Source organism: Sphingomonas sp., assembly GCF_024508665.1.
Classification (GTDB): domain Bacteria; phylum Pseudomonadota; class Alphaproteobacteria; order Sphingomonadales; family Sphingomonadaceae; genus Sphingomonas.
Genome location: NZ_JANINP010000007.1, coordinates 988,635 through 1,009,168, shown reverse-complemented (window position 1 = coordinate 1,009,168; position 20,534 = coordinate 988,635). Strand labels below are relative to the sequence as shown.

Below are 20,534 nucleotides of genomic sequence, written 5' to 3'. Positions count from 1 at the left end.
GTTAGCCTCCGACTCCCTCTCCCCTTGTGGGAGAGGGAGGGGCCCGCTCGGCGTTAGCCGAGTGGGAGGGTGAGGGGGCGATCGCACAGCGGTCGCGCGGCGCTTCGCGCCGCTCCCCTCATCCAAGCTGCGCTAGGCAGCGAGCTGCCAAGCTACGCTATCCTTCTCCCACAAGGGGAGAAGGATTTGAGGACCAGCTCAGAAATCCTTCTGATACTTGATGCTCGCGCCCGATCCGGTGAACGATCCGGTCTGCGACAGGATGCTGAGGCTGCGGGTCAGCGCGATCTCCAGCTGGGTCGCGGTGAAGCCCTTCGCGTCGGTGATGATCTCAACATAGATATTGTCGGTAATGTATTTGCCCGCAGCCAGCGCGGTGCCGCGGCCCGACGCCTGATCGGCGCTCAGGATACGCAACCGGTCGATCCCCGCCGCGCTGCGCAGCTTGCCGAGCGGGTTGAGTCCGCCGCCCCCGCCGCGCAGCGAGTTGAGCGCGGCGGCGAGCTGGATCGCCTCGGTCGCCGACAGATTCTGCGGGCTAGATCCGAACAGCAACCGGCTCAGCACTTCGTCCTGCGGCAGTGCCGGCGACGACGTGAACGCGACTTGCGGCCGCTGTCCGGTGCCGGTGATGTTGATGATCGCGTTGATGCCGTTGGTGTTGGTCGAGGCCGAGATATCGATCGTCGGGTCCGACAGCGCGCCGCCGTTGAAGCGGACCGTGCCGCGATCGATGTCGAAGCGCTTGCCGGCGAAATTATAGGTGCCGCGCACGATCGTCGCGTTGCCGGAGACGATCGGCGTGGTCGACGTGCCGCTGACCCGCATGAACATCCGCCATTCGGATTCGAGCCCCATGCCGGTGACGAACACCTGGTCGTCGGCGCGGATACGGATATCGAGCGCATAGCTGCTCGGCGGCTTGGGCGCGATATGCGGACGTGGCGGATCGCTCTTGCGACGGATGCCCTTGAGCTCCTCGACCTCGGCCTGCCCCTGATAGACGACCTCGTAGCGTGCGTTGGGGATTCGCAGGTCGCCCTTGATCAGCCCGCCCTGCGGTCCGTTGGTGACCGCAAGCGTGCCGGTCGCCGTCGCTCCGAGCGCATCGCCGCTCGCCAGGGTCGCGTTGTTGAGCTTGGCATTGAGGTTCATCGGGAAATTCTGCTCGGCCGACAGCCCGACCCAACCGCTCGCCTCGACCGTGCCGTCGCCCGCCTTCGCGTTCAACTGGCTGATCTCGAGCCGGTCGTTGGTGAACCGCCCGGCGAGCTTCATCTGGGTCAGCTTGGTGCCGTAGTTCGAGTTGATATAGGTCAGATTGTCGCCGCGCACGATGCCGTTGAGCTGCGGCGCGCCCAACCGGCCGGAGAAATCCGCCGCCACGACGACGCCGCCCGCGACCTGCTGGCCGGCCAGACCCGATAGCGAGAACAGCACGCCCGACGGGCCATTATAGCGGATCCCGCCCGACAGCGGCGCGGCATAGAGCCGATCCATCCAGCTCGCGCCGCCACCCAAAGGCGCCAGCCGCGCCTGCAATCGACCCACCGTGGTCACCCCGCGCTTGACCAGCGCGCGCGCATCCGCGCCCGCCTCGGTCAAGCGGGCGACCACCTGGATGTCGACCGGCTCGGAGACGATCACCGCGCTCGATCGCGTGAAGTTGGCGATCGCCAGCCGCGTATCGATATTCGGCACCGCCGCGCCCGCCGGCTGGACGTAGTCGATGCTGCCGGTGGCACTGCCATCGATATTAAGATTGGGCACCAGCGCGTTGGCCACCGACAAATCGAGCTTGTCGAGCCGCGCCTGCAGCGACATCCCCTTGCCATAGGTGCCGGCGATCCGCGCGCTGCCCTTGTCGAAATCGACCTGTGTCGGGAGCAGGCGATACTCGCCGTCCCGCGGCTCGATCTGCGCCGCGCGCGGCGTGCGGAAGCCGATGCCATTGGCCTTGCCCGACACCGCCACCAGCCACAATTTGGGCTGCAGCCGCGCGTTGATCCCCATGCTGAACGGCACGCCCGACGACCCCGCCAACACGGCCTGCGCGGTGCCGCTGCCGTTCGAATAATTGATCTTGGCGCGCGCCGCCTGGAACACCGTTGCGCCGTAGCGCATGTTGCCGATCTGGATATCGGCCAACACGCGCGGTGCGTTCGGATAGAGCACGACGCTGGCGCTGACGATCGCACGGCCGATAGTGAAATCCTGATTGCCCGGGATGGTCGCGTTATAGGCGCGCGCCGCGATGTCGGCGCGCTGCACCTTGCCCTCGGCGCCCAGCGTCGCGGTGCCATTGATCCCCGATCCGGCGAACTGCAGCTTCCCGGCGAACGGCCCGGCCGCGGTCTGTTGCAGCGCACCGGTCAGGTTCATGCCGGCAAAGGTGCTGCCCTGATTGACCTGGATCGCCAGCGTCTTGCCGCTGCGCACCAGCACGTTGGCCGCGAACGGCCCGTAATTGGTCGTGCCCTTGGCGACGATGGCATAAGCATCGCCCTTGCCGCGGATCGTGGCTTCGAGCCCGGCAAGACCGACGCCGACCCCCGGGCGCGGCGCATGGATCACGATCACCGGCGCGGCGGCGGTTCCGGTCACCCGTGCATTGATCGGACCGTAATCCTTCGAATGCGCGTCGCCGGCGAACGCGATCTGGCCGTCGGGGCGATAGCTGCCCGAACCGCGATAGATGCTGAGCCGCGGTGCGGCGAGCTTGACGTTGGAGAAAGTGAAGACCCCATCCGTACCATAGCCGATATCGCTCGTGACGATCGCCTGGCCGCCGAGGAAGCTTTCCGCCCCTGAATTGAATATCTTGCGCGTCCGGGCCGCGATCCGACCGGTGATGCCGAAACCGCCCTTGGCCATCGACACGAGCTTGGCGTCGGTCGTCAGGTCGACGATGCCGATTCCGTCGATCGTGTAATTATTGACCCGTCCCTTCAGCGCGCCGGTATAATGCCCGCTCGGCAGGTCCGCGACGACGATCGCGGTCGCGTCGATCTTGTCGGATTTGAGCTTCAGATTGTCGGACAGCAGCTTGCCGTTCGAATAAGCGAAATCGCCGACGGCAGAGACATTGGTCAGCAACATGCCGGCCGCTGCGTTCAGTCCGGTGACGCGTCGCGCCCGCGCATTGACTGGGATCAGCACATGCTTGGCATCGACCGTCGCCTTGCCCGATGCGGTCAGCCCTTCCAGACCCGTGCCGCCGAACGCGATTGCCGCGGCGCTGAGATTGTAGCCGATCGTCGGGGTCGCGAACGGGCCGTCGAGCGTCCAGTGCGTCATCACGTCGCGGCCCGACAAATTGGGCAGCATCGCGCCGGGCGTGAGCAGCCGAGCGTCGATCACGAAATTGCCGAATCTATTCTCGCCGAGATCGAGCAACCCGCTCGCCGCCACCGCCAGCGCATCCGACTTGAGCGTCATCCGCGTCGTCGCCTTGCGCTTCTCGAGGGTCGAGACGATGTCGACATTCAGGCCGGGCGCGGTCAGCCGCTCGACCGGTCCTTTCAGGTACAGGCCGGGATGAGTCACGCCCTTGATGGTGAAGGTGCCGTTCTGCGCGCCGAGATCGAGATTGGCGAGCGACTGGCCGTTGAGCGCAGCGACGCCCTTCCCTTTCCACGATTTCCAATCGCCGGCGCCGCCGATGCGGATCGCCATCGGCGCCTTGACCCCGGTCATGCTCGCGGCGACGCCATCGGCGGGCGCGTCGAACCTGACCCGAATGCCCAGCTTGTTGGCGTCGGGCTGCGCGTCGAGCACCAGCCGCAACGTATCGCCGCCGGCAATTCCCGGCCCACGCACCGCGTCGGCATTGGCGATCAATTGCGCGCGCCGGTCGGCGATATGCGCGATGCCGTCGAGACGGATGATATGCTGCTGCCCGGTTACCGGCGCCTTGAGCAGCAGCCGATCGACCTTCAGCCTGCCGATATCGATGTCGATATCGGGCAGGATCGGCGCGTTCGGATCGCCAGGCAGCAAGGACGGCGAACGGTGCATCACCACGGTCGGCGCGGCCATCGAATTGACGTCGATATGGTTCCACAGGAACTGGAACGGATTCCAGTCGATCGTCGCCGTCGGCGCGGTCAGGAAAATGCCCTGGGGATCGCTGACCCTCAGGTCGAGCAATTCCATCTTGCCGTAGATCGAGCCGCGAATCCGCCCGACCTTGATGTTCAGCCCCGTCTCGGTCTTGTAGCTTTCCAGCCGCGAGACGATGAAGCGATGCCCGGGCGCGGTGTCGAGCCCGAAATAGACGACCGCCAACAGCGCGATGATCGCCACGCAAACGATAACCACGCCGCGCGCGAGCTGCAGCCACCATGGCCGCTTGACCACGACGACCTCGGTATCGGGCGTTTCGCCTGCGGGCGTCTCTTCGACCATCAGAAGGCCTGGCCGATCGAGATGTAGAGCGCGATCCGCGAGTCGCCCTTGCGCTTGTTGAGCGGGGTCGCGACGTCGATACGGACCGGCCCGAAATTGGTGTAGAAGCGCCCGCCGATGCCCGCGCCGAATTTCCAGTCGGTGAATTTGGGCATCGAGCTTTCATAGGAATTGCCGGCATCGACGAACGGCACGATGCCGAAATTGCCGAAGCGATACCGTGCCTCCAGCGCGAATTCGTTGACGCTGCGCCCGCCGACCGGATCGCCATTGGGATCGAAGGGTCCGAGCCGCTGATAGCCATAGCCGCGCACCGACCCGCCGCCGCCACCATAATAACGCCGCGACGGCGCGAGGTCGTCGCGGGCAATGCCAAGGATCGATCCCACTCGCCCGCGCCCGGCGATGACGATACTGCTTGTCACGGGATAATAGACGCTCGCGTCGATCTGCGTGCGGGCATAGGGGCGGATCGGCCCGCGCACCGACGTTTCCGGGCTCAGCGTCAATTTCAGGCGATAGCCCTTGGTCGGGTTGAGCAGATCGTCCGACGTGTCCCATTGGATGTTGAGCGGCAGCGCGGCGATGAAATAGGTGCCGCGCTGACGCTTGCCCGCGTTGAAATTATAGACGCTTTCGTTGGTGCCGGTCAGCTCGAAGCCGTAACCGTAGGTGATCCGCTTCTGCCAGATCGGGGTCGAATCGTAGGAGACGCGGCCGAACAGCGACAAGGTCGTGGCGTCAAAGGCATCGTAATTGTTGTGCCCTGCGCTCAGCCCGAACGACAATGTGCGGTCGCGCTGCTTCCAGTCCGACCGGCGGAAGGTGACCGTGCCGCTCTGTTCCTGCGTGCCCGCGACCGCGCCGACGATGAACGCGCCTTCGGGCGGAAAGGCGTTGCGCGCGGTGAACGTGCCTTCCAGCTTGATTCCCTCGCCGGTGCTATAGCCGCCGGTCGCCGCGATCGAGCGCGTCCGCCCGACCCGCTGGGTGACCGCCAGGTCGACGATCCGGGTGCCGTCGGGCGCGTCCTTGCCGGTATCGACCGGCTCGACCGTCACCGTCGAGAACAGGCCCGTCGCGACCAAAGCCTTGCGAAGATCGTCGACCTTGTCGGTATTGTAGAGTTCGCCTTCCTTGAACCGCCGCAGGATGCGGATGTGATCGGGTCCGAAGGCAAGACGGCCGCTCGTGCTGACATTGCCGAAGCTCGATCGCGGTCCGGTATCGACCGGCAAGGTATAATCCCCGGTGAAGGCATTCTCGTCGAGCAGGATGTCACGCGTTCCAAGCCGCACGAACGGATAGCCGTTGCGCCCCATCTCCAGGGTGACATTGGCTTCGGCCCCCTGGACGCGGACGGTGTCGATCGGCTCGCCGACCTTGAGCGGCAGGTTGCTGGTGATGAGGTCGCCCGGCACCACCGGCTGTGAATCGACGTTGACCGATGAGAAAGTATATTGCTTGCCGGGCACCGCGTTCACCACCACGCGGACGCGGCCAGGCTGGTTGGGGACGCTCTCGACCGAGGACAAGGCCGTCGCATCGTAATAGCCGCGCGAGTGCATAAGCCTGACCGCCAATGCCTCGTCCTCGCGTCCGCGCGCCGCCACCATCGCCGCATTGGCGGCCTTGCCGCCGCCTTTCTTCAACGACGAGAAGGTTTTGAAGTCGTTATCAAGGCCCAGATCGCCCAAACCGTTGACGACGGTGTCGTAGCGTATCTCCGCGCTCTTGCCGTTCGGAACGTCGGCGACCTCGGTCACCGGCGTCGTATTGTAGCTGTCGAGCGTCGGCAGAGGTGCTGCGAGTTCGGGCGCGGGCTCTGGCGCCGGCGGAAGCGTGCCGGGCGGAACGTCGGGCGCGGGCGTTGCCGGCGGCGTGACGCTGGGCGGCGCCTTGTCGGCAGTCTGCGGGGTGAACGGCGCTTCCTGCGGGATGGGCTCCAGCGGCGCGTTGATGTCGTTCGACAAAGGCGGCAGCGACTTGTCGAACTGATCGTCCGGCACGATCGGCTTGTCGCCGAGCGGATCGCTGGTCGGAGTCGGCACCGGCTTGGGCTCGCCGGATTGCCGCGCCTGATCCTGGCTCTTCGCATTGGCCTGCGCGCCGTCGGTGCGGGCGGCGGGCCGCACCTGTTGCGCGACCAACGCGCCGGGAACGACTGCGCATGCCGCGATAGCCAGACAACAATGCGATACTAGACGCGACACGACGGCCCCTTTTTGGGGGTCGTCCTTCGCCCCCGTTGCGCGTGCCAACGCGCCGCGGCCCGATCGGTTCACGCTCAAAACGCTCCGACGCCCTCGGGAGCGACTTCGCTTGCCGCCGCTTCGATGCGATCGAGCATTGCCGACAGGGCGAGACGCTCGGCCGGATCGAGCCGTTGGAGGATCTTGGCCTCGAGCTCGAGCGCCTTGGGAGCCACCTGATCATAGAGCGTGCGGCCAGTCGTGGTCAGCGCCAGCAGGTGCGACCTCTTGTCATTCTCGTTGGGCGTGCGCGCGACCAGCCCGCGCTCGACCAGGGCCTGCGCGGCGCGGCTCACCGTCACCTTGTCCATCCGCGTCGCCACACCCAATGCCTGCTGCGTGATCCCGGGTCCTTCGGCAATAACCGCGATCAGGCGCCACTCCGGAATTTTGAGCCCGAACAGCCGGTCGTAAGCGGTGGCGATCGCCGCCGACACGCGGTTGGACACGACGGACAGCCGGTAAGGCAGGAACAGATCGAGCTTCAAATCGGCCATCGTTTTGCGACGCTAGCCTGACCATGCCCATTCGTCACCCCGGACTTGTTCCGGGCCCAAGCTTCCTCAACGGAATCCAGCCGTTGTGGCACCTTGGATGCCGGAACAAGTCCGGCATGACGGCTTTGGAACGTTTTGACCAATCGGCACAAACGCTATATAGTTTCACCTGAAACGACTTTTCCCCCTGGAGCATGTTCCAATGACCGACGCGCACGACAATCCGATGGGCCTGGACGGGTTCGAATTCGTCGAATTCACCTCGCCCGACCCGGAGAAGATGGCCGATCTGTTCGAGAAAATGGGCTTCACCCATGTCGGCACGCACAAGTCGAAGAACGTGCGCCGCTATGCCCAGGGCGACATCAATTTCCTGCTCAACATGGACGATGCCGGCCAGGTCGCGGGCTTCCGCAACGCGCACGGCCCCAGCGCCAACGCGATGGCCTTCCGCGTCGCCGACGGCGAGAAGGCGCGCGACCTCGCGCTCGAGCGCGGTGCGACCGAGGTGAAGGGCGAGCATGGCCCGGGCGAACTCGACATTCCGGCGATCGAGGGGATCGGCGGCGCCAACCTCTATCTCGTCGACAAGAAGTCCAAGATCTACGAGACCGATTTCGTGCCGACCGGCAAGGGCGTCGACGACAACAGCGTCGGCCTGCACACGCTCGACCACCTGACCCACAATCTGAACCGTGGGCGGATGGATTATTGGGCCGATTATTACGAGCGCATCTTCAACTTCCGCCAGATCCGCTATTTCGACATCGAGGGTCAGGCGACCGGCCTGTTCTCCAAGGCGATGACCGCGCCCGACGACAAGATCCGCATCCCCTTGAACGAAAGCCAGGACGAGCATTCGCAGATCGAGGAATTCATCAAGGATTACAAAGGCGAAGGCATCCAGCATCTGGCGCTGGCGACCGACGACATCTTCTCGACGATCGACCAGCTGCGCGCCAACGGCATCCGCTTCCAGACCGCGCCCGACACCTATTTCGACATGATCGACAAGCGCCTGCCGGGCCATGGCCATAGCGTCGAGGAAATGCGTAAGCGCCACATCCTGATCGACGGTGCCCCGGAGACCGGCGGCGGCCTGCTGCTGCAGATCTTCACCGAGAACATGGTCGGACCGATCTTCTTCGAGATCATCCAGCGCAAGGGCAATGACGGTTTCGGCGAAGGCAATTTCAAGGCGCTGTTCGAGAGCATCGAACTCGACCAGATCCGCCGGGGGGTGGTGCCGGCGAAAGCGGAGGTTTGAGTCTTTCTTCCTTCTCCCCTTGTGGGAGAAGGATAGCGTAGCTTGGCAGCTTGCTGCCTAGCAAAGCTTGGATGAGGGGAGCGGCGCAAAGCGCCGCGCGAGCCTGCGGCTCGCCCCCTCTCCCTCCCATCGCTGACGCGATGGGCCCCTCCCTCTCCCACAAGGGGAGAGGGGTTTTTGGAGCGAAGCATGGCTGACCAGAACTACCTAACCGGCTTCGGCAACCATTTCGCCACAGAGGCGATCCCCTGCGCTCTCCCCGTCGGCCGCAACTCGCCGCAAAAGCCCGCGTTCGGCCTCTACGTCGAACAACTCTCCGGCACCGCCTTCACCGCGCCGCGCCACGAGAATCGCCGCACCTGGCTCTACCGCCTGCGCCCCTCGGCAGCGCACCCGGCCTTTACCCGCTACCAGGGTGCGAAGCGCTTCGCCCCCGGCCTCAGCAAGTCCCCCCTCGCCCCCAATCGCCTGCGCTGGCGCCCGTTAGAGGAAGCGATCGACGCCGACTGGCTCGACAGCCTGACGACGATGGTCGTCGCCGGCGACGGCCCGCGCACCCAGGCTGGCGTGGCGATGCATCTCTATCACGCCACGCGCGACATGACCGACCGCGCTTTCGCCTCGGCCGATGGCGAGTTGCTGATCCTGCCCGAACAGGGCGCGCTTCTCCTGCTCACCGAGATGGGCCGGATCGACCTTGCTCCCGGCCAGGTCGCGGTGATTCCGCGCGGCGTCCGTTTCCGTGTCGAGCTGCCCGACGGCGCCGCCCGCGGCTATGTCGCCGAAAATCACGGCCAGCCCTTCCGCTTGCCCGAGCTCGGGCCGATCGGCTCGAACGGCCTCGCCAATGCCCGCGATTTCGAGACTCCGGTCGCGTGGTTCGAGGATCGCGAGGGCGACTTCGCGCTGATCCAGAAGTTCGAAGGCGCGTTGTGGGAAACCCAGCTCGGCCGCAGTCCGCTCGACGTCGTCGCCTGGCACGGCACGTACGCGCCCTACCGTTACGATCTGAAGCATTTCAACACGATCGGTACGGTCAGCTTCGACCATCCCGATCCGTCGATTTTCACCGTCCTGACCTCGCCCAGCGACGTGCCGGGCACCGCCAATGCGGATTTCGTCATCTTCCCGCCACGCTGGATGGTCGCCGAGGACACGTTCCGCCCGCCCTGGTTCCACCGCAACGTGATGAGCGAATGCATGGGCCTGCTCTACGGCGCCTATGACGCCAAGGCCGAGGGATTCCGGCCCGGTGCGATGTCGCTCCACAATATGATGTCCGGCCACGGCCCCGACCTTGCCTCATGGAAAGGCGCGAGCGAGGCCGAGCTCAAGCCGCACAAGATCGACGGGACGATGGCCTTCATGATCGAGAGCCGCTGGGTGTTCCACTGCACCGACTACGCCCTGGAAACGAGCGCACTCGACGAGGATTACGATCAGGTGTGGTCGGGATTTCCAAAGGCGGAATTGCCGTAGGGGCCCTACTCACTCGGAATCGTCGTTATTCTTGTCGTCGCTCAGTTGCGCTTTGGCCTCATCGATCTTGCCGGCATCGATCAGCTTGATAACCGCCAGGGGCGTGTTCTTTTCGCGCATTCCATGCGGTGCGAACGCAATTGGTTCGAACAATCTGCGCGCGAAGGCTGCGTCGCCATCGAGCAGCATCTGCCGACCTAGCGCCAATGCGATGCCTGTGCTTTCCGGCGCGAGCACCATTGCCCGGCGTAAGGCGTTGACCGCGCTGACAGATGGCTTTTCTTTTGCCGCGACGAAACTGCGATAATAGAGATAAAGTGGCATCACCCGATTGGGGTCGATCCGGTTAGCCTTCAGATACCATCCGCGAGCGGCGTTCCACACTGCTCCATCTTTAGACTTGGCGACGTTCGCCCGTACCACGGCGACCTGTCCTTTGCGCACCAGAGCCGAGATGTTCTTGGGGTCAATCGCGAGCGCGCGATCTGCAGCAGAGTCGGCCCTATCGTACCGCTGAGCCATATATTCGATTTCAGCGAGTTCAGCCTGTACGACCGCATCGTCCGGATATCGTTTAGCAATTCCTTCCGCCGTCATCGCGATTCCAAGCCGACGGTCTTTCTCCACCCCGTCGAGCATTAATGCGTAGGTCGGCAGCATCGCGCCTGTTCCCGGACTCATCGTCGCCACCGTAACGGTGATCGGGCCGCTCGGCGAGACGCGCAACGGCGCGAACAGAGACCTCCTGCGATAGGCGTCGAGTTCAGCGTCGAGCTTTTTCAGATCGCCAAACGCCTTCTGTCCAGCTTCCAGGCTTGGAACGCCCTTGTTCATTTCGGAGAGATAGGTGGCGAGTTGACCGCTGCGCGCCGGGTTGAGCATTAGATAATGGGTAAGGAGCCAACCGCGACCGTAGAGCGTATCACCATCCGGATAGCCGAACCGCTCCGGTGCGAGCAAACGCTTCATCGACAGAAAGTCGCCGCCGTTCTGGAGCCCTTCGGCGCGATAATTGGCCGGATAACCGATGATGATCGACCCATCATCCTCGAAGCTGCTGTTGGCATTGAATTCAGCGAAACCCTCTTGAAACCACATCGGATAGGCAATCGGGAAATTCGAGAAAGTGAAATGATGCGTATATTCATGCAGCAGTAACGCCTGCGTGCTCCACCCGCCGATCTTCGCCTTGCGATCGACGTTGGGCACAAACTGCGTCAGAATGAACGAACCACCGGCGCGTGGCTTGTAATAGGCCAGTGCCCCGGGGCAGCGGCACGTTGCATTGAACAGATCATTACCGAACGCGTATATCGTGATCGGACGAAGCCTCTCTCCGCTGCTCCCGACATTATACAATTTGCGTAATGCCGCATCGAATCGTTCTAGCCGGATCGCGAAATCGCGTGCGCCGTTCTCCGTGTCGTCGATCGTCAAGATGAAATGGTCGGTTCGCGCTTGTCGCCACTCGGCCCGGGTCGGGGAAGCCATTGTCAGGATCATCCCGATCGCCACGATCAAGTTACGCATAACTGCCCCCCCGAAAATACCCCCGAAGCGAGCTAGATAAGCGAGGCGACTTCCTAGCAAAAGCGTGATCGTTCTCCGGCACCTCAGCCGGCAGCACCGCCATCGCGCGCCAGCTAATCGCGATCAACACCGCGGCGAGGACCAGCACGCCGATCATCATGGCGATGCTGCGCCGACCCGTGACGATCATCCACAAGCCATAAGCGATCGAGCCGAGCCCGAACACGATCACGGCGGCGAATACGGTGAAGATCGTCTGTGCCTGCTCCGCGGTGCCGGTGAAGGTGGTGCCGCCCGTGGTGGCGCCAGGATGCGCCATCGAGGGCGCGAGCACGGACCAGAGATAGCTCATGAACCCGGCGAGGAAGACGCCGCACACCAGCAACACCCAGCCCGCGACCCTCACCGTCCGGGGCGTCCGCATTTTTCCGCCGCAAGTCGGACAAGTGGCCACACTGCCCTCGACCTGGTTACGGCATGACGGCGCGAGGCAGGTGCTGACTGCGGGCATCGACATTCTCCCCATGTTTCCGGCCTTTATGGCCGGATCGAATGACGATTGCACGACAATGCGTGGAGTCAATCCGCGACCGGGGGAAGGCGATCAGCCCTTCTTGCTGCTCGCGTTCGCCGCCGCCGCTTCGCGGACCAGTGCCTTGAATGCTTCCGCGTCGATCGTGTCGCCCTCGTGAAAGTCGATCGCGCGGCGGACATTTCCGTCCAGGCTCGAGTTGAACAATCCCTTCGGGTCGTCGAGCGCCGCGCCCTTGGCGAAGGTGGTCTTGACCGCGTTCTTGTAGGTCTCGCCGGTGCAGACGATCTTGCCGTTGGCGTACCAGGTCGGCACGCCGCGCCATTTCCATTCCTCGACGACATCGGGCTCCGCTTCGTGGATCAAGGCACGGATCCTGGCCAGCGTGGCCCCGCGCCAGTCGTCCAGCGACGCGACCCGATCGTCGATCAATTCGGACGGCGATTTGGCGCCCGCTTCGGCCGTGGTCATCGTTCTTCCTTTCGATCCTCAGGCGACGTCGCTTGCGCGCGACGGGGTGCGGCTCTTCGCCAGATAAGGCAGCGCGAACATGTAGAGACCGGTTAACATCAACAGGATCAAGGGGAAAAGCGCCGTCAGCCCAACCCATGTCGCCTGCCGGCCGATCACGAGCATGATCGTGTTGAAGATCACCGCCGCCGTGAAGACGATCGACGTCCAGCGGTGAAATTGCCGGAGACCCGAATTCCCGTTCATCTCTTCCTCCCTTAATGATCGAACGCGCGCCGATCAGTCGATCCGCGCCACCACCTCGTCCAGATTGGCGAGGAATTTCTGCCAGCCGAACTTGGCACCGGCGAAGGCCTGCTGCTGATCGGGGCGGAAACCGGCCTGCTCCATCCGCACATGCGTGCCGGCGGCCGACGGCGTCAGCGTCCAGGTGACGACGCTCTCCAGCCCCATCGCGTCCCAGCTATAGGCGAGCGCCCGCTGCGGCTCGATCTCGAGGACCTTGCAATCGACCGATCCCCAATCGCCGGTCAACGTGAAGCGATGATCGAGCGTTGGCACGAAATCGTTCTTCATCAGCCATTCCGCGATCAGGTGCGGCTGGGTCAGCGCGCGCCAGATCTTGTCCGGCGCGTGCGCGAAATCGCGCTCGATCACGACGGAACGCGTTTCGGTCGAGGTCGTCGTCATTGGTCCATCCTTTTCAGCAAATCATCGAGATCGTCGAACCGGCTTTCCCAGAATTCGGTCATCTGGCTGGTCCAGTCGACCAGTGGCGCGAGCGCCTGCCGCTGCGCCGTGTAGTGGGTTTGCCGCCCCTCATGCCGGTCGAGCACCAGCCCGGCCTTTTTCAGCACGCCGAGATGCTTGGACACCGCCGGCTGCGAGACGCCCGCTGCCGCCGTCAGTCCGCCAACGGTCTGCTCGCCGCCCCGGCACAGCCGCTCGAAAATTCCACGACGCGTGGGATCCGCAAGAGCGCTGAAAATGAGATCGTGTGGTGTCGGCATGAAAACGCATAACTCACTGGCTATGGATTGAACCCATAACCATCCAGTTATGCGTTAGTCAAGCGCGACGTTGAGCCGATCGCACGCCCGGAAGAGCGCCCCCACGATACACGCGGCGAACAGCGCGCCTTCGGCTCCCCCCGTCACGAGTTGTGTGACCAGACCGAAGTCGTGATCGCCCAGCACTCTCCCCAGCTCACCGAGCCGCAGATGCGAGCCGGGAAAGGTTCGCGCCAGCAAGTCGAGACTGCCGCCCATCAACCTTCCGCCCGATAGCGGCACCAGAACGCCTCCCGCCGCACCGGCCAACCCGGCGATAGCGATCCTGCGTCGCATCGAGGTCGATCGCTTCCGGCCCGCCAGCCACGCGCCGAGCCCCACCGCGCCGCCGAGCAACAATCCCTCAGGCGCGCCGGCGATGCCTCCGGGCGAACGGCCGAGCAGCAAGCTGAACGCATCGAGGCCTAGCAATTTGACCATGCCGCCGATCGCCATGCCGCCAAGCGCGCCGCCGAGGATGATCGACCAACCGCGCCGGGCGAACCCGGCCGCGGCAATCCCGAAACTCACGCCGGCACCGCCGACCAGCGCCACGACGATGGTCAGCCACAGCAGCACGAACAGCACCGACGCCCCGCCCCCGGACTCCGGCGGCTGCGACGCGGCGACGAAGCCGTAGAACAGCCCGGCGATTGCGCCGGCAATAGCCGCCCCGATCGTTCCAGCGCCGCCGAGCAACACGAAATCGCGCCACGCATAGGGCGGGGTTGCCGGCATCCCGGTCGTCGCGACCGGCTCGATACTTGCCTGTTCCACCCACTCGACCGGCGCTACGAAGCGATAGCCGTGTTTGGGAATCGTCTCGATGAAGCGCGGATTGCTCGCATCGTCCCCGAGTTGCCGCCGCAATGTCTTGACGCATTGGGTCAAGGCTTCGTCGGTGATCGGCACCCCACGCCACACCTCCCCCAGAAAGCGATTCTTGGTGACGAGCTTGCCGCTTTCCCGCAGCAACAGGACGAGCGCATCGAAATAGCGTGCGTTGAGCTCGACCGTGACGCCATCGCGCGACAGCCGGCGCTGGGCCGGGTCGAGCTCGAAACGGTCGAAGCGAAAGCTGCCGGACGCCATTTTTTCAGCGAAACCTCAGGAGTTGCTCATGCCGCTGACCGGCGAGTCCGTCAGGATCATGCCCTATTCAAGCATGGAGACGAGACGATGGCAAAGGCGATCGAGCGCAGAGGCGGAGCGAACCCCTGGAGGATCGCAGGGTGGAGTCTTGCCGCGACACTGCTGCTGCTGCCGCTGGTGGCAATGCACTTCACGGCGGAAGTGAACTGGACGCCCTTCGACTTCGCGTTCGCGGCGGCGATGATCGGCGCCGTCGGCATCGCGTTCGAGGTGACGGTAAGGGCGACGCGCAACACCGCCTATCGCGGCGCCCTGGCGATCGCGCTGGCCGCCGCGTTCCTGCTCCTCTGGATCAACGGAGCGGTCGGCATCATCGGCGACGAGGATAACCCGCTCAACCTGCTTTACGTCGGCGTCATCGCCATTGCGTTCGGCGGCATGGCTTGGGCCCGCTTCCGGGCAAAGGGTGCGGCGCGCGCGATGACGGTGGCGGCCATCGCCAATGCATTGGTCGGCGTGGTAGCGGCCGCGGCAGGCCGCAATGAACCGCCCGGCATTGTCGGGCTGGTCGCGCTGAACGGCTTTTTCGTCCTGCTGTTTCTGGGGGCGGCGTGGTTGTTCGGCATCGCGGCGGCAAGCGGGGGCAGGTCTGATGACTCCCATCCAAACACCGATCCCAGGTGACCGCGACACCGCCATCCCAAGATCGCGCGCGGCTTCAATCTTCGATCAGCTTCATCAGCCGCCGCTCGATCGGCGCCAGCACCGGGCCGAGTTCATGCCCGCGTTTCACTACCTGGCCGTGTTCGGCGATGAGCGCCCACATGCCCTGGCGGTTGCGCAGATCGGGGCGTTTTTCGATCCTGAATTCGGGGCGCTCCGCGCTGCGGCGGAAGGCGGCGAACACAGCCGCGGCTTGGCCAAGTTCGATCGCATAGTCACGCCAATGCCCGGCGGCGACCATGCGGCCATATAGGTCGAGAATCCGGTTGAGTTCGAGCCGCTCGAAACCGATCTGGCTCGGTTGACGCCCCTGCAAAGGAAACGGAGTGACCGTTCCCATCAGGCGCGGTCACGCTCCGGTAGGTGGTTGGGCTCGTGTTCGGCGAGCAACGCGTCGAGGCGCTTGCGCAAGGTCTCGATCTCGCAACGGAGCAACTCGACCTTCTGCGTCTGCGGATCGAACATCTCGCTGCACGGCGTGCCGTAGGCGAGAAACGGCTTTTCGCCCTTCCCTTCGACCATCGTCGGCCGCGCCGGAATGCCGACCATCACCGCGCCTTCCGGCACGTCCTTGGTCACCACCGCATTGGCGCCGACACGCGCCCCGGTCGCGACGGTGATCGGACCCAGGATCTGTGCGCCCGAGCCAATGATGACATTGTCCTCGAGCGTCGGGTGACGCTTGCCGGCAACGCCGTCGGCCGGATTGGTCCCGCCGAGCGTGACGCACTGATAGATCGTGACATTGTCGCCGATCACCGCCGTCTCGCCGATGACGGTGAAACCATGGTCGATGAAGAAGAACTTGCCGATCTTGGCACCGGGATGGATGTCGATCGCGGTGAAGAAGCGCGCGATATGGTTCACCCAGCGCGCCAGGAAAAACAGCCGCGCATTGTACAGAGCATGCGCGATACGGTGATAGCCGAGCGCCCAGACGCCCGGATACAGCAGGATTTCCACATTCGATCGTGGCGCTGGGTCGCGCGCCCGAATCGAGTCGAGATAAGCCCTGAGGCCAGCAAGCATTGGCGCGTCCCCTTCGCCGATTTCGCTATATCTAGGACGCCATGCCGACGATTTCCATAACCGGCCTGTCGCAACTTCGTCGGACAAAAGCCCATCTTTGTTGTAGGAATTAGCTCCACGCGTCATGCAACGGACAGGATCGCGAGGAGTTTGCGCTGTTGATGGTCGATGTTTCGCTGGCCTCGATCGAGGCGATCCTGCCGTTCATCGCGATCGGGTTCGCCGCACAATTGGTCGATGGCGCGCTGGGCATGGCATTCGGCCTGATCAATTCGACTTTGTTGATCAGCGTGATGGGCCTGCCGCCGCGCGTCGCCTCGGCCAGCGTCCATGCGGTCGAGACTTTCACCACCGCCGCGTCGGGCATCAGCCATGTCCTGCATCGCAACGTGAACTGGCGGCTGTTCGCGCGCCTGGTGATTCCCGGCATGATCGGCGGCGTGCTCGGCGCCTATGTGCTGTCGTCGATCGACGCCTCGATCGCGCGCCCGTTCGTGATGACCTATCTGAGCGCGATCGGTCTTTATCTGCTGTATCGCGCTTGGCGCGGCCGCGTCGAGCCGCGGACGCCCAAGGTAATCGAACCGCTGGGGCTTGTCGGCGGCTTTCTCGACGCGGCGGGCGGCGGCGGCTGGGGGCCGGTGGTGACGAGCAACCTGCTGGTTCAGGGCGCCAGCCCGCGCGAGACGATCGGCACGGTCAACACGGCGGAATTCTTCCTGACCACCACGATCTCGGCGGCGTTCATCTTCACCCTGGGCTTCGCCGCCTTCACCCTGCAGACGCTCGGTATCCTGATCGGCGGGCTGCTCGCGGCGCCGCTCGGCGGCTGGCTCGCCAAGAAGGTGCCGGCACGCCCGCTGATGGCGATGGTCGGCGTGCTGCTGACGCTGACCAGCGCCTTCTCGATCTATCAGGCGTTGGCCAGGTAATTACTTCAACTCCCCTCCCTCGCAGAGAGGGGATAAAGGGGTGGGTGAGCGTCGGCGAGGTTCGATGCCTCGTCGATGCTGTTTTGTTGAACCGCATTTGAGTCTTTTTGGGCGCGCAGACGCGCGCACCCACCCCCAGCCCCTCCCTTGCAGGGAGGGGAGTTCAACAGCCTCTACGCGACCGCGGCGTGCACCGTCGCCACTGCCTTCATCACTGCCGCCCAACGCACCGCGTCCTGGATCGCCTGCGCCGTCACGCCGGCTTTCTTCAGCACATTCTCATGCGCGTCGATGCACAGGCCGCAGCCGTTCATCGCGCTGATCGCCAGGCTGAACAGCTCGAAATCGTCCTTTTCGATCCCCGGCGCGCCGATCACGTTCATGCGCAGCTTGGCCGGCATGTTGGCATATTCCTTGTTCCCGGCGAGATGCGTGAAGCGGTAATAGACGTTGTTCATCGCCATTACCGCCGCCGCCGCACGCGCTGCATTGGCGGCTTCGGGCGACAATTTGTCGGCGACCTCGGCCTCGGCCGCCTCGACCAGCGGTTTGTAGCCGGAGGCATGCGCGCAGGCCAGGATCAAGCCGTACTTACGCTGATCGCCGAGCGACGCTTCGTTGAGCAACGATCCGACATTGAGCCGAATGTCCTTGGCGAAATCGGGCAGCGACTGGGCGAAATCCTTGAGCGACATGCGATAGGCTCCTCGCGGCGATGATCGCCGGCGTTGGGATGAGGCCCCGGCCGAAGCCGGGGCGAAAGTTGGGAAAATAGGTGGCGCGGGGCCGAGGGGGGGGAAAGACCCCGCGCCGGGGGATACGGCCCCTGATTCAAAGGCCGCACCTGTTAGACGAAGTCGTTACGCGGCAACCTTGAGGACGTCGTCGCCCTTGTTCCAATTGCACGGGCAGAGCTCGTCGGTCTGCAGAGCGTCGAGCACGCGCAGCGTTTCCTGCGGGTTGCGGCCGACATTGAGGCCGTTGACCTGCACGGCCTGGATCACGCCGTCGGGATCGACGGTGAAGGTGGCCCGATAGGCGACATTCTCATCCGCATCGAGGATGCCGAGCGCCGCGGCGAGCTTGCCGCCATTGTCGGCGATCCACGGGAAATCGGCAGCGGCGAGATCGGGATCCGACTTGCGCCACGCCAGATGGACATGGCTGGTGTCGGTCGAGGCGCCGATCAGCACCGCGTCGCGATCCTCGAAATCGCCCTTGAGCCCGGCATAGCCGACGATCTCGGTCGGGCAGACGAAGGTGAAGTCCTTCGGCCAGTAGAATACGATCTTCCACTTGCCCGGAGCGTGGGTGGTGACATCGATCGTCTCGCCGGCGGGCAAGGCGTCGGTGCCCTGCTGGACGGGAACGGTGATGGCGGGGAACTTGTCTCCGACGGTCAACATGATCTTGGGCCTCCTGCCAAAGGAATTGGGGTCGGCCTTCTTGGACATCCTCTCGAGGATCGGCGGGCCTTCGGGCCTCTTCCGTCACGGCCGCATATAGGCTGGCTATTGAGCGATCCAATAGGTTATTTACGTAGTCCTGATCGACTGAGGCGATAAATGAGTACGACTTACCTTCCGACGCTCAAGCAGCTGCAATATCTGGTCGCGCTAAAGGACCATGGCCATTTCGGCCGCGCGGCCGAGGCCTGTTTCGTCACGCAATCGACCATGTCGGCCGGGATTCGCGAGCTCGAGACGCTGATCGGCGTGACGCTGGTCGAGCGGACGCGGCGCGTCGTGCGGTTCACGCCGCTCGGCGATCGCATCGCTGACAAGGCGCGGCGCGTAATTCGCGAGGCGGAGGAATTGGGCGACATGGCGCGCGCCGCCGGGCGGCCGTTGTCGGGGGAAATGCGGATGAGCGTGATCCCGACGATCGCGCCGTTCATGCTCCCCCACATCCTGCCCGCGCTGCGTCGCGATTATCCCGATCTCAAACTGTTCCTGCGAGAGGAGACGACGGGCACGGCATGCGAAGGCCTGCACAACGGGCGCACCGACTGCGTGCTGCTGGCGCTGCCTTATGCCTGTGGCGAGGTGACCGCGGCGCCGTTGTTCGACGATCGCCTGTTCGTCGCCTTCCCCGATGCAGAACTGCCCAATCCTCCCTCAGTGATCGCGGCGGCCGATATCGACGAGGACCGCTTGCTGCTGCTCGAGGACGGGCATTGTCTGAAGGACCATGCGCTGGCCGCCTGCAACCGTCCCGAACTCGGCGCGCACGCGATGATGCTCGGCACGTCGCTCCACACCATCGTGCAGATGGTCGACAATGGCCTGGGTGTGACGATGCTGCCCGAAATGGCGGTACAGGCGGGCATATTGGACAATACCGAAATCTCGGCGCGTCCGCTCGCGGGGGATCACGCCACGCGCACGATCGCGTTGGTGTGGCGTCGCGCATCGCCGCGCGAACGCGATTTCCGGCTGCTGGCCGACATCCTCAAGGCGGCGGCCTGACGCTTTTCCGCGTCGGGCGAAGGGAAACCTACCGGCCATCCGAGCGTATCCTTTAGGACACCCGGGACGGGTGCACCGATGAAAGGATGCTCATAGAATGAGGCTGTTACGTATCCCGGCACTTGCTCTCGCGCCGGTCCTTGCCCTTCCCGCCCTTGCGCAGACCACGCCCGCCGCGCCGCCGGCCGGGCCCGCCCCACAGACCGCCGCTCCTGCCTCCGCCGCTGTGACCGCTCCCAATCCGTCGGTCGGCGGCGCGGCGATGGATGCCAGCAAGACGATCGTCGCCAATGCCTCCGCGGCGCCCAATCTCTCGACCCTGGTCAAGGCGATTACCGCCGCGGATTTGACCGCCACCTTGTCGGGCCCAGGCCCGTACACCGTGTTCGCGCCGACCAACGACGCCTTCACGCGGCTGCCGCCCGACACGCTCGCGCAGCTGATGAAGCCCGAGAACAAGGCGCTGCTGGCCAAGGTGCTGACCTATCACGTCGTCCCCGGCACGATCGATTTCGCGCAGTTGAAGGCACAGATCACCGCCGGCAACGGCACCGCCACGTTGACCACCGTCGCCGGCCAGCCGCTCAAGGTGACGATCACCGGCAACAACATCGTCACGCTGACCAGCGTCAACGGCAATGTCAGCTATCTGGAGACGCCCGACGTCCATCAGTCGAACGGCATTGTCCACGTGGTCAACGGCGTGCTGCTGCCCAAGCTGAACTGACGGCTGCGCAAGCGACTTTCAACCAACCCCCTCCCGCCAGGAACGGGGCCATCGCACATGACCGGGGTGGTGGTAAGGC

At 64.4% G+C, this 20,534-nt stretch carries 20 protein-coding genes; 6 read left to right on the top strand and 14 right to left on the bottom strand.

Annotated features, from left to right (window positions below):
- Positions 1-198 precede the first annotated feature (198 nt).
- The 3 genes from Q0L25_RS19995 to Q0L25_RS19985 form a co-directional block, all read right to left on the bottom strand.
- Positions 199-4,407, bottom strand: coding sequence for a translocation/assembly module TamB domain-containing protein (locus Q0L25_RS19995; protein WP_296617375.1), 4,209 nt, complete (start codon positions 4,405-4,407; stop codon positions 199-201).
- Complete coding sequence (locus Q0L25_RS19990; protein ID WP_367184184.1) at positions 4,407-6,620, bottom strand: BamA/TamA family outer membrane protein; 2,214 nt, start codon at positions 6,618-6,620, stop codon at positions 4,407-4,409. The genes Q0L25_RS19995 and Q0L25_RS19990 overlap by 1 nt, the downstream gene beginning before the upstream one ends.
- A 74-nt stretch (positions 6,621-6,694) precedes the next feature.
- A complete protein-coding gene (locus Q0L25_RS19985) occupies positions 6,695-7,156 on the bottom strand; it encodes a MarR family winged helix-turn-helix transcriptional regulator (protein ID WP_296617373.1) in 462 nt (153 codons plus the stop codon).
- A 202-nt stretch (positions 7,157-7,358) separates the two neighbouring features.
- On the opposite strand from Q0L25_RS19985, the gene hppD reads away from it, so the two are divergent.
- Complete coding sequence (gene hppD / locus Q0L25_RS19980; RefSeq protein ID WP_296617371.1) at positions 7,359-8,423, top strand: 4-hydroxyphenylpyruvate dioxygenase; 1,065 nt, start codon at positions 7,359-7,361, stop codon at positions 8,421-8,423.
- 189 nt (positions 8,424-8,612) lie between these two features.
- The gene (gene hmgA / locus Q0L25_RS19975; protein WP_296617369.1) at positions 8,613-9,902 is read left to right on the top strand and encodes a homogentisate 1,2-dioxygenase; all 1,290 of its coding nucleotides are present in this window, start codon (positions 8,613-8,615) and stop codon (positions 9,900-9,902) included.
- 9 nt (positions 9,903-9,911) lie between these two features.
- On the opposite strand, the gene Q0L25_RS19970 is transcribed toward hmgA, so the two are convergent.
- From Q0L25_RS19970 to Q0L25_RS19940, 7 genes are all read right to left on the bottom strand, one after another.
- Complete coding sequence (locus Q0L25_RS19970; protein WP_296617366.1) at positions 9,912-11,432, bottom strand: hypothetical protein; 1,521 nt, start codon at positions 11,430-11,432, stop codon at positions 9,912-9,914.
- Entirely contained in the window at positions 11,425-11,856 is a 432-nt protein-coding gene (locus Q0L25_RS19965) for a hypothetical protein (RefSeq protein WP_296617364.1), read from the bottom strand. Before Q0L25_RS19965 ends, Q0L25_RS19970 begins: the two co-directional genes overlap by 8 nt.
- A gap of 180 nt (positions 11,857-12,036) precedes the next feature.
- Positions 12,037-12,435 carry a DUF1801 domain-containing protein gene (locus tag Q0L25_RS19960; RefSeq protein ID WP_296617361.1) on the bottom strand — a complete coding sequence of 133 codons (399 nt, stop codon included), beginning with the start codon at positions 12,433-12,435 and terminating at the stop codon, positions 12,037-12,039.
- 18 nt (positions 12,436-12,453) lie between these two features.
- On the bottom strand, positions 12,454-12,681 hold the full coding sequence (locus tag Q0L25_RS19955; RefSeq protein WP_066585175.1) for a hypothetical protein: 228 nt from the start codon (positions 12,679-12,681) through the stop codon (positions 12,454-12,456).
- Positions 12,682-12,714: 33 nt separating this feature from the next.
- Positions 12,715-13,125, bottom strand: coding sequence for an SRPBCC domain-containing protein (locus Q0L25_RS19950; protein ID WP_296617358.1), 411 nt, complete (start codon positions 13,123-13,125; stop codon positions 12,715-12,717).
- Positions 13,122-13,445 carry a helix-turn-helix transcriptional regulator gene (locus tag Q0L25_RS19945; RefSeq protein WP_296617356.1) on the bottom strand — a complete coding sequence of 108 codons (324 nt, stop codon included), beginning with the start codon at positions 13,443-13,445 and terminating at the stop codon, positions 13,122-13,124. The genes Q0L25_RS19950 and Q0L25_RS19945 overlap by 4 nt, the downstream gene beginning before the upstream one ends.
- A 54-nt stretch (positions 13,446-13,499) precedes the next feature.
- Complete coding sequence (locus Q0L25_RS19940; RefSeq protein WP_296617354.1) at positions 13,500-14,576, bottom strand: transcriptional regulator; 1,077 nt, start codon at positions 14,574-14,576, stop codon at positions 13,500-13,502.
- Positions 14,577-14,663: 87 nt separating this feature from the next.
- Between Q0L25_RS19940 and Q0L25_RS19935 the strand changes: the two genes are divergently transcribed.
- On the top strand, positions 14,664-15,260 hold the full coding sequence (locus Q0L25_RS19935) for a hypothetical protein (RefSeq protein ID WP_296617352.1): 597 nt from the start codon (positions 14,664-14,666) through the stop codon (positions 15,258-15,260).
- Positions 15,261-15,294: 34 nt separating this feature from the next.
- Here Q0L25_RS19935 and Q0L25_RS19930 read toward each other — a convergent pair whose 3' ends face one another.
- Positions 15,295-15,639 carry a DUF2794 domain-containing protein gene (locus Q0L25_RS19930; RefSeq protein ID WP_296617350.1) on the bottom strand — a complete coding sequence of 115 codons (345 nt, stop codon included), beginning with the start codon at positions 15,637-15,639 and terminating at the stop codon, positions 15,295-15,297.
- Positions 15,639-16,328 carry a serine O-acetyltransferase EpsC gene (gene epsC, locus Q0L25_RS19925; protein ID WP_296617348.1) on the bottom strand — a complete coding sequence of 230 codons (690 nt, stop codon included), beginning with the start codon at positions 16,326-16,328 and terminating at the stop codon, positions 15,639-15,641. The genes Q0L25_RS19930 and epsC overlap by 1 nt, the downstream gene beginning before the upstream one ends.
- A 161-nt stretch (positions 16,329-16,489) precedes the next feature.
- On the opposite strand from epsC, the gene Q0L25_RS19920 reads away from it, so the two are divergent.
- Positions 16,490-17,260 carry a sulfite exporter TauE/SafE family protein gene (locus Q0L25_RS19920; protein ID WP_296617346.1) on the top strand — a complete coding sequence of 257 codons (771 nt, stop codon included), beginning with the start codon at positions 16,490-16,492 and terminating at the stop codon, positions 17,258-17,260.
- 173 nt (positions 17,261-17,433) lie between these two features.
- On the opposite strand, the gene Q0L25_RS19915 is transcribed toward Q0L25_RS19920, so the two are convergent.
- Both Q0L25_RS19915 and Q0L25_RS19910 read right to left on the bottom strand, forming a co-directional pair.
- Positions 17,434-17,955, bottom strand: a complete 522-nt coding sequence (locus Q0L25_RS19915; protein ID WP_066812277.1) for a carboxymuconolactone decarboxylase family protein — start codon at positions 17,953-17,955, stop codon at positions 17,434-17,436.
- Between the two features lie 165 nt (positions 17,956-18,120).
- Positions 18,121-18,666, bottom strand: a complete 546-nt coding sequence (locus Q0L25_RS19910; protein WP_296617342.1) for a peroxiredoxin — start codon at positions 18,664-18,666, stop codon at positions 18,121-18,123.
- 159 nt (positions 18,667-18,825) lie between these two features.
- On the opposite strand from Q0L25_RS19910, the gene Q0L25_RS19905 reads away from it, so the two are divergent.
- Positions 18,826-19,728, top strand: a complete 903-nt coding sequence (locus tag Q0L25_RS19905) for a hydrogen peroxide-inducible genes activator (RefSeq protein WP_296617340.1) — start codon at positions 18,826-18,828, stop codon at positions 19,726-19,728.
- A gap of 97 nt (positions 19,729-19,825) precedes the next feature.
- Complete coding sequence (locus Q0L25_RS19900) at positions 19,826-20,455, top strand: fasciclin domain-containing protein (RefSeq protein WP_296617338.1); 630 nt, start codon at positions 19,826-19,828, stop codon at positions 20,453-20,455.
- Positions 20,456-20,534: the final 79 nt, after the last annotated feature.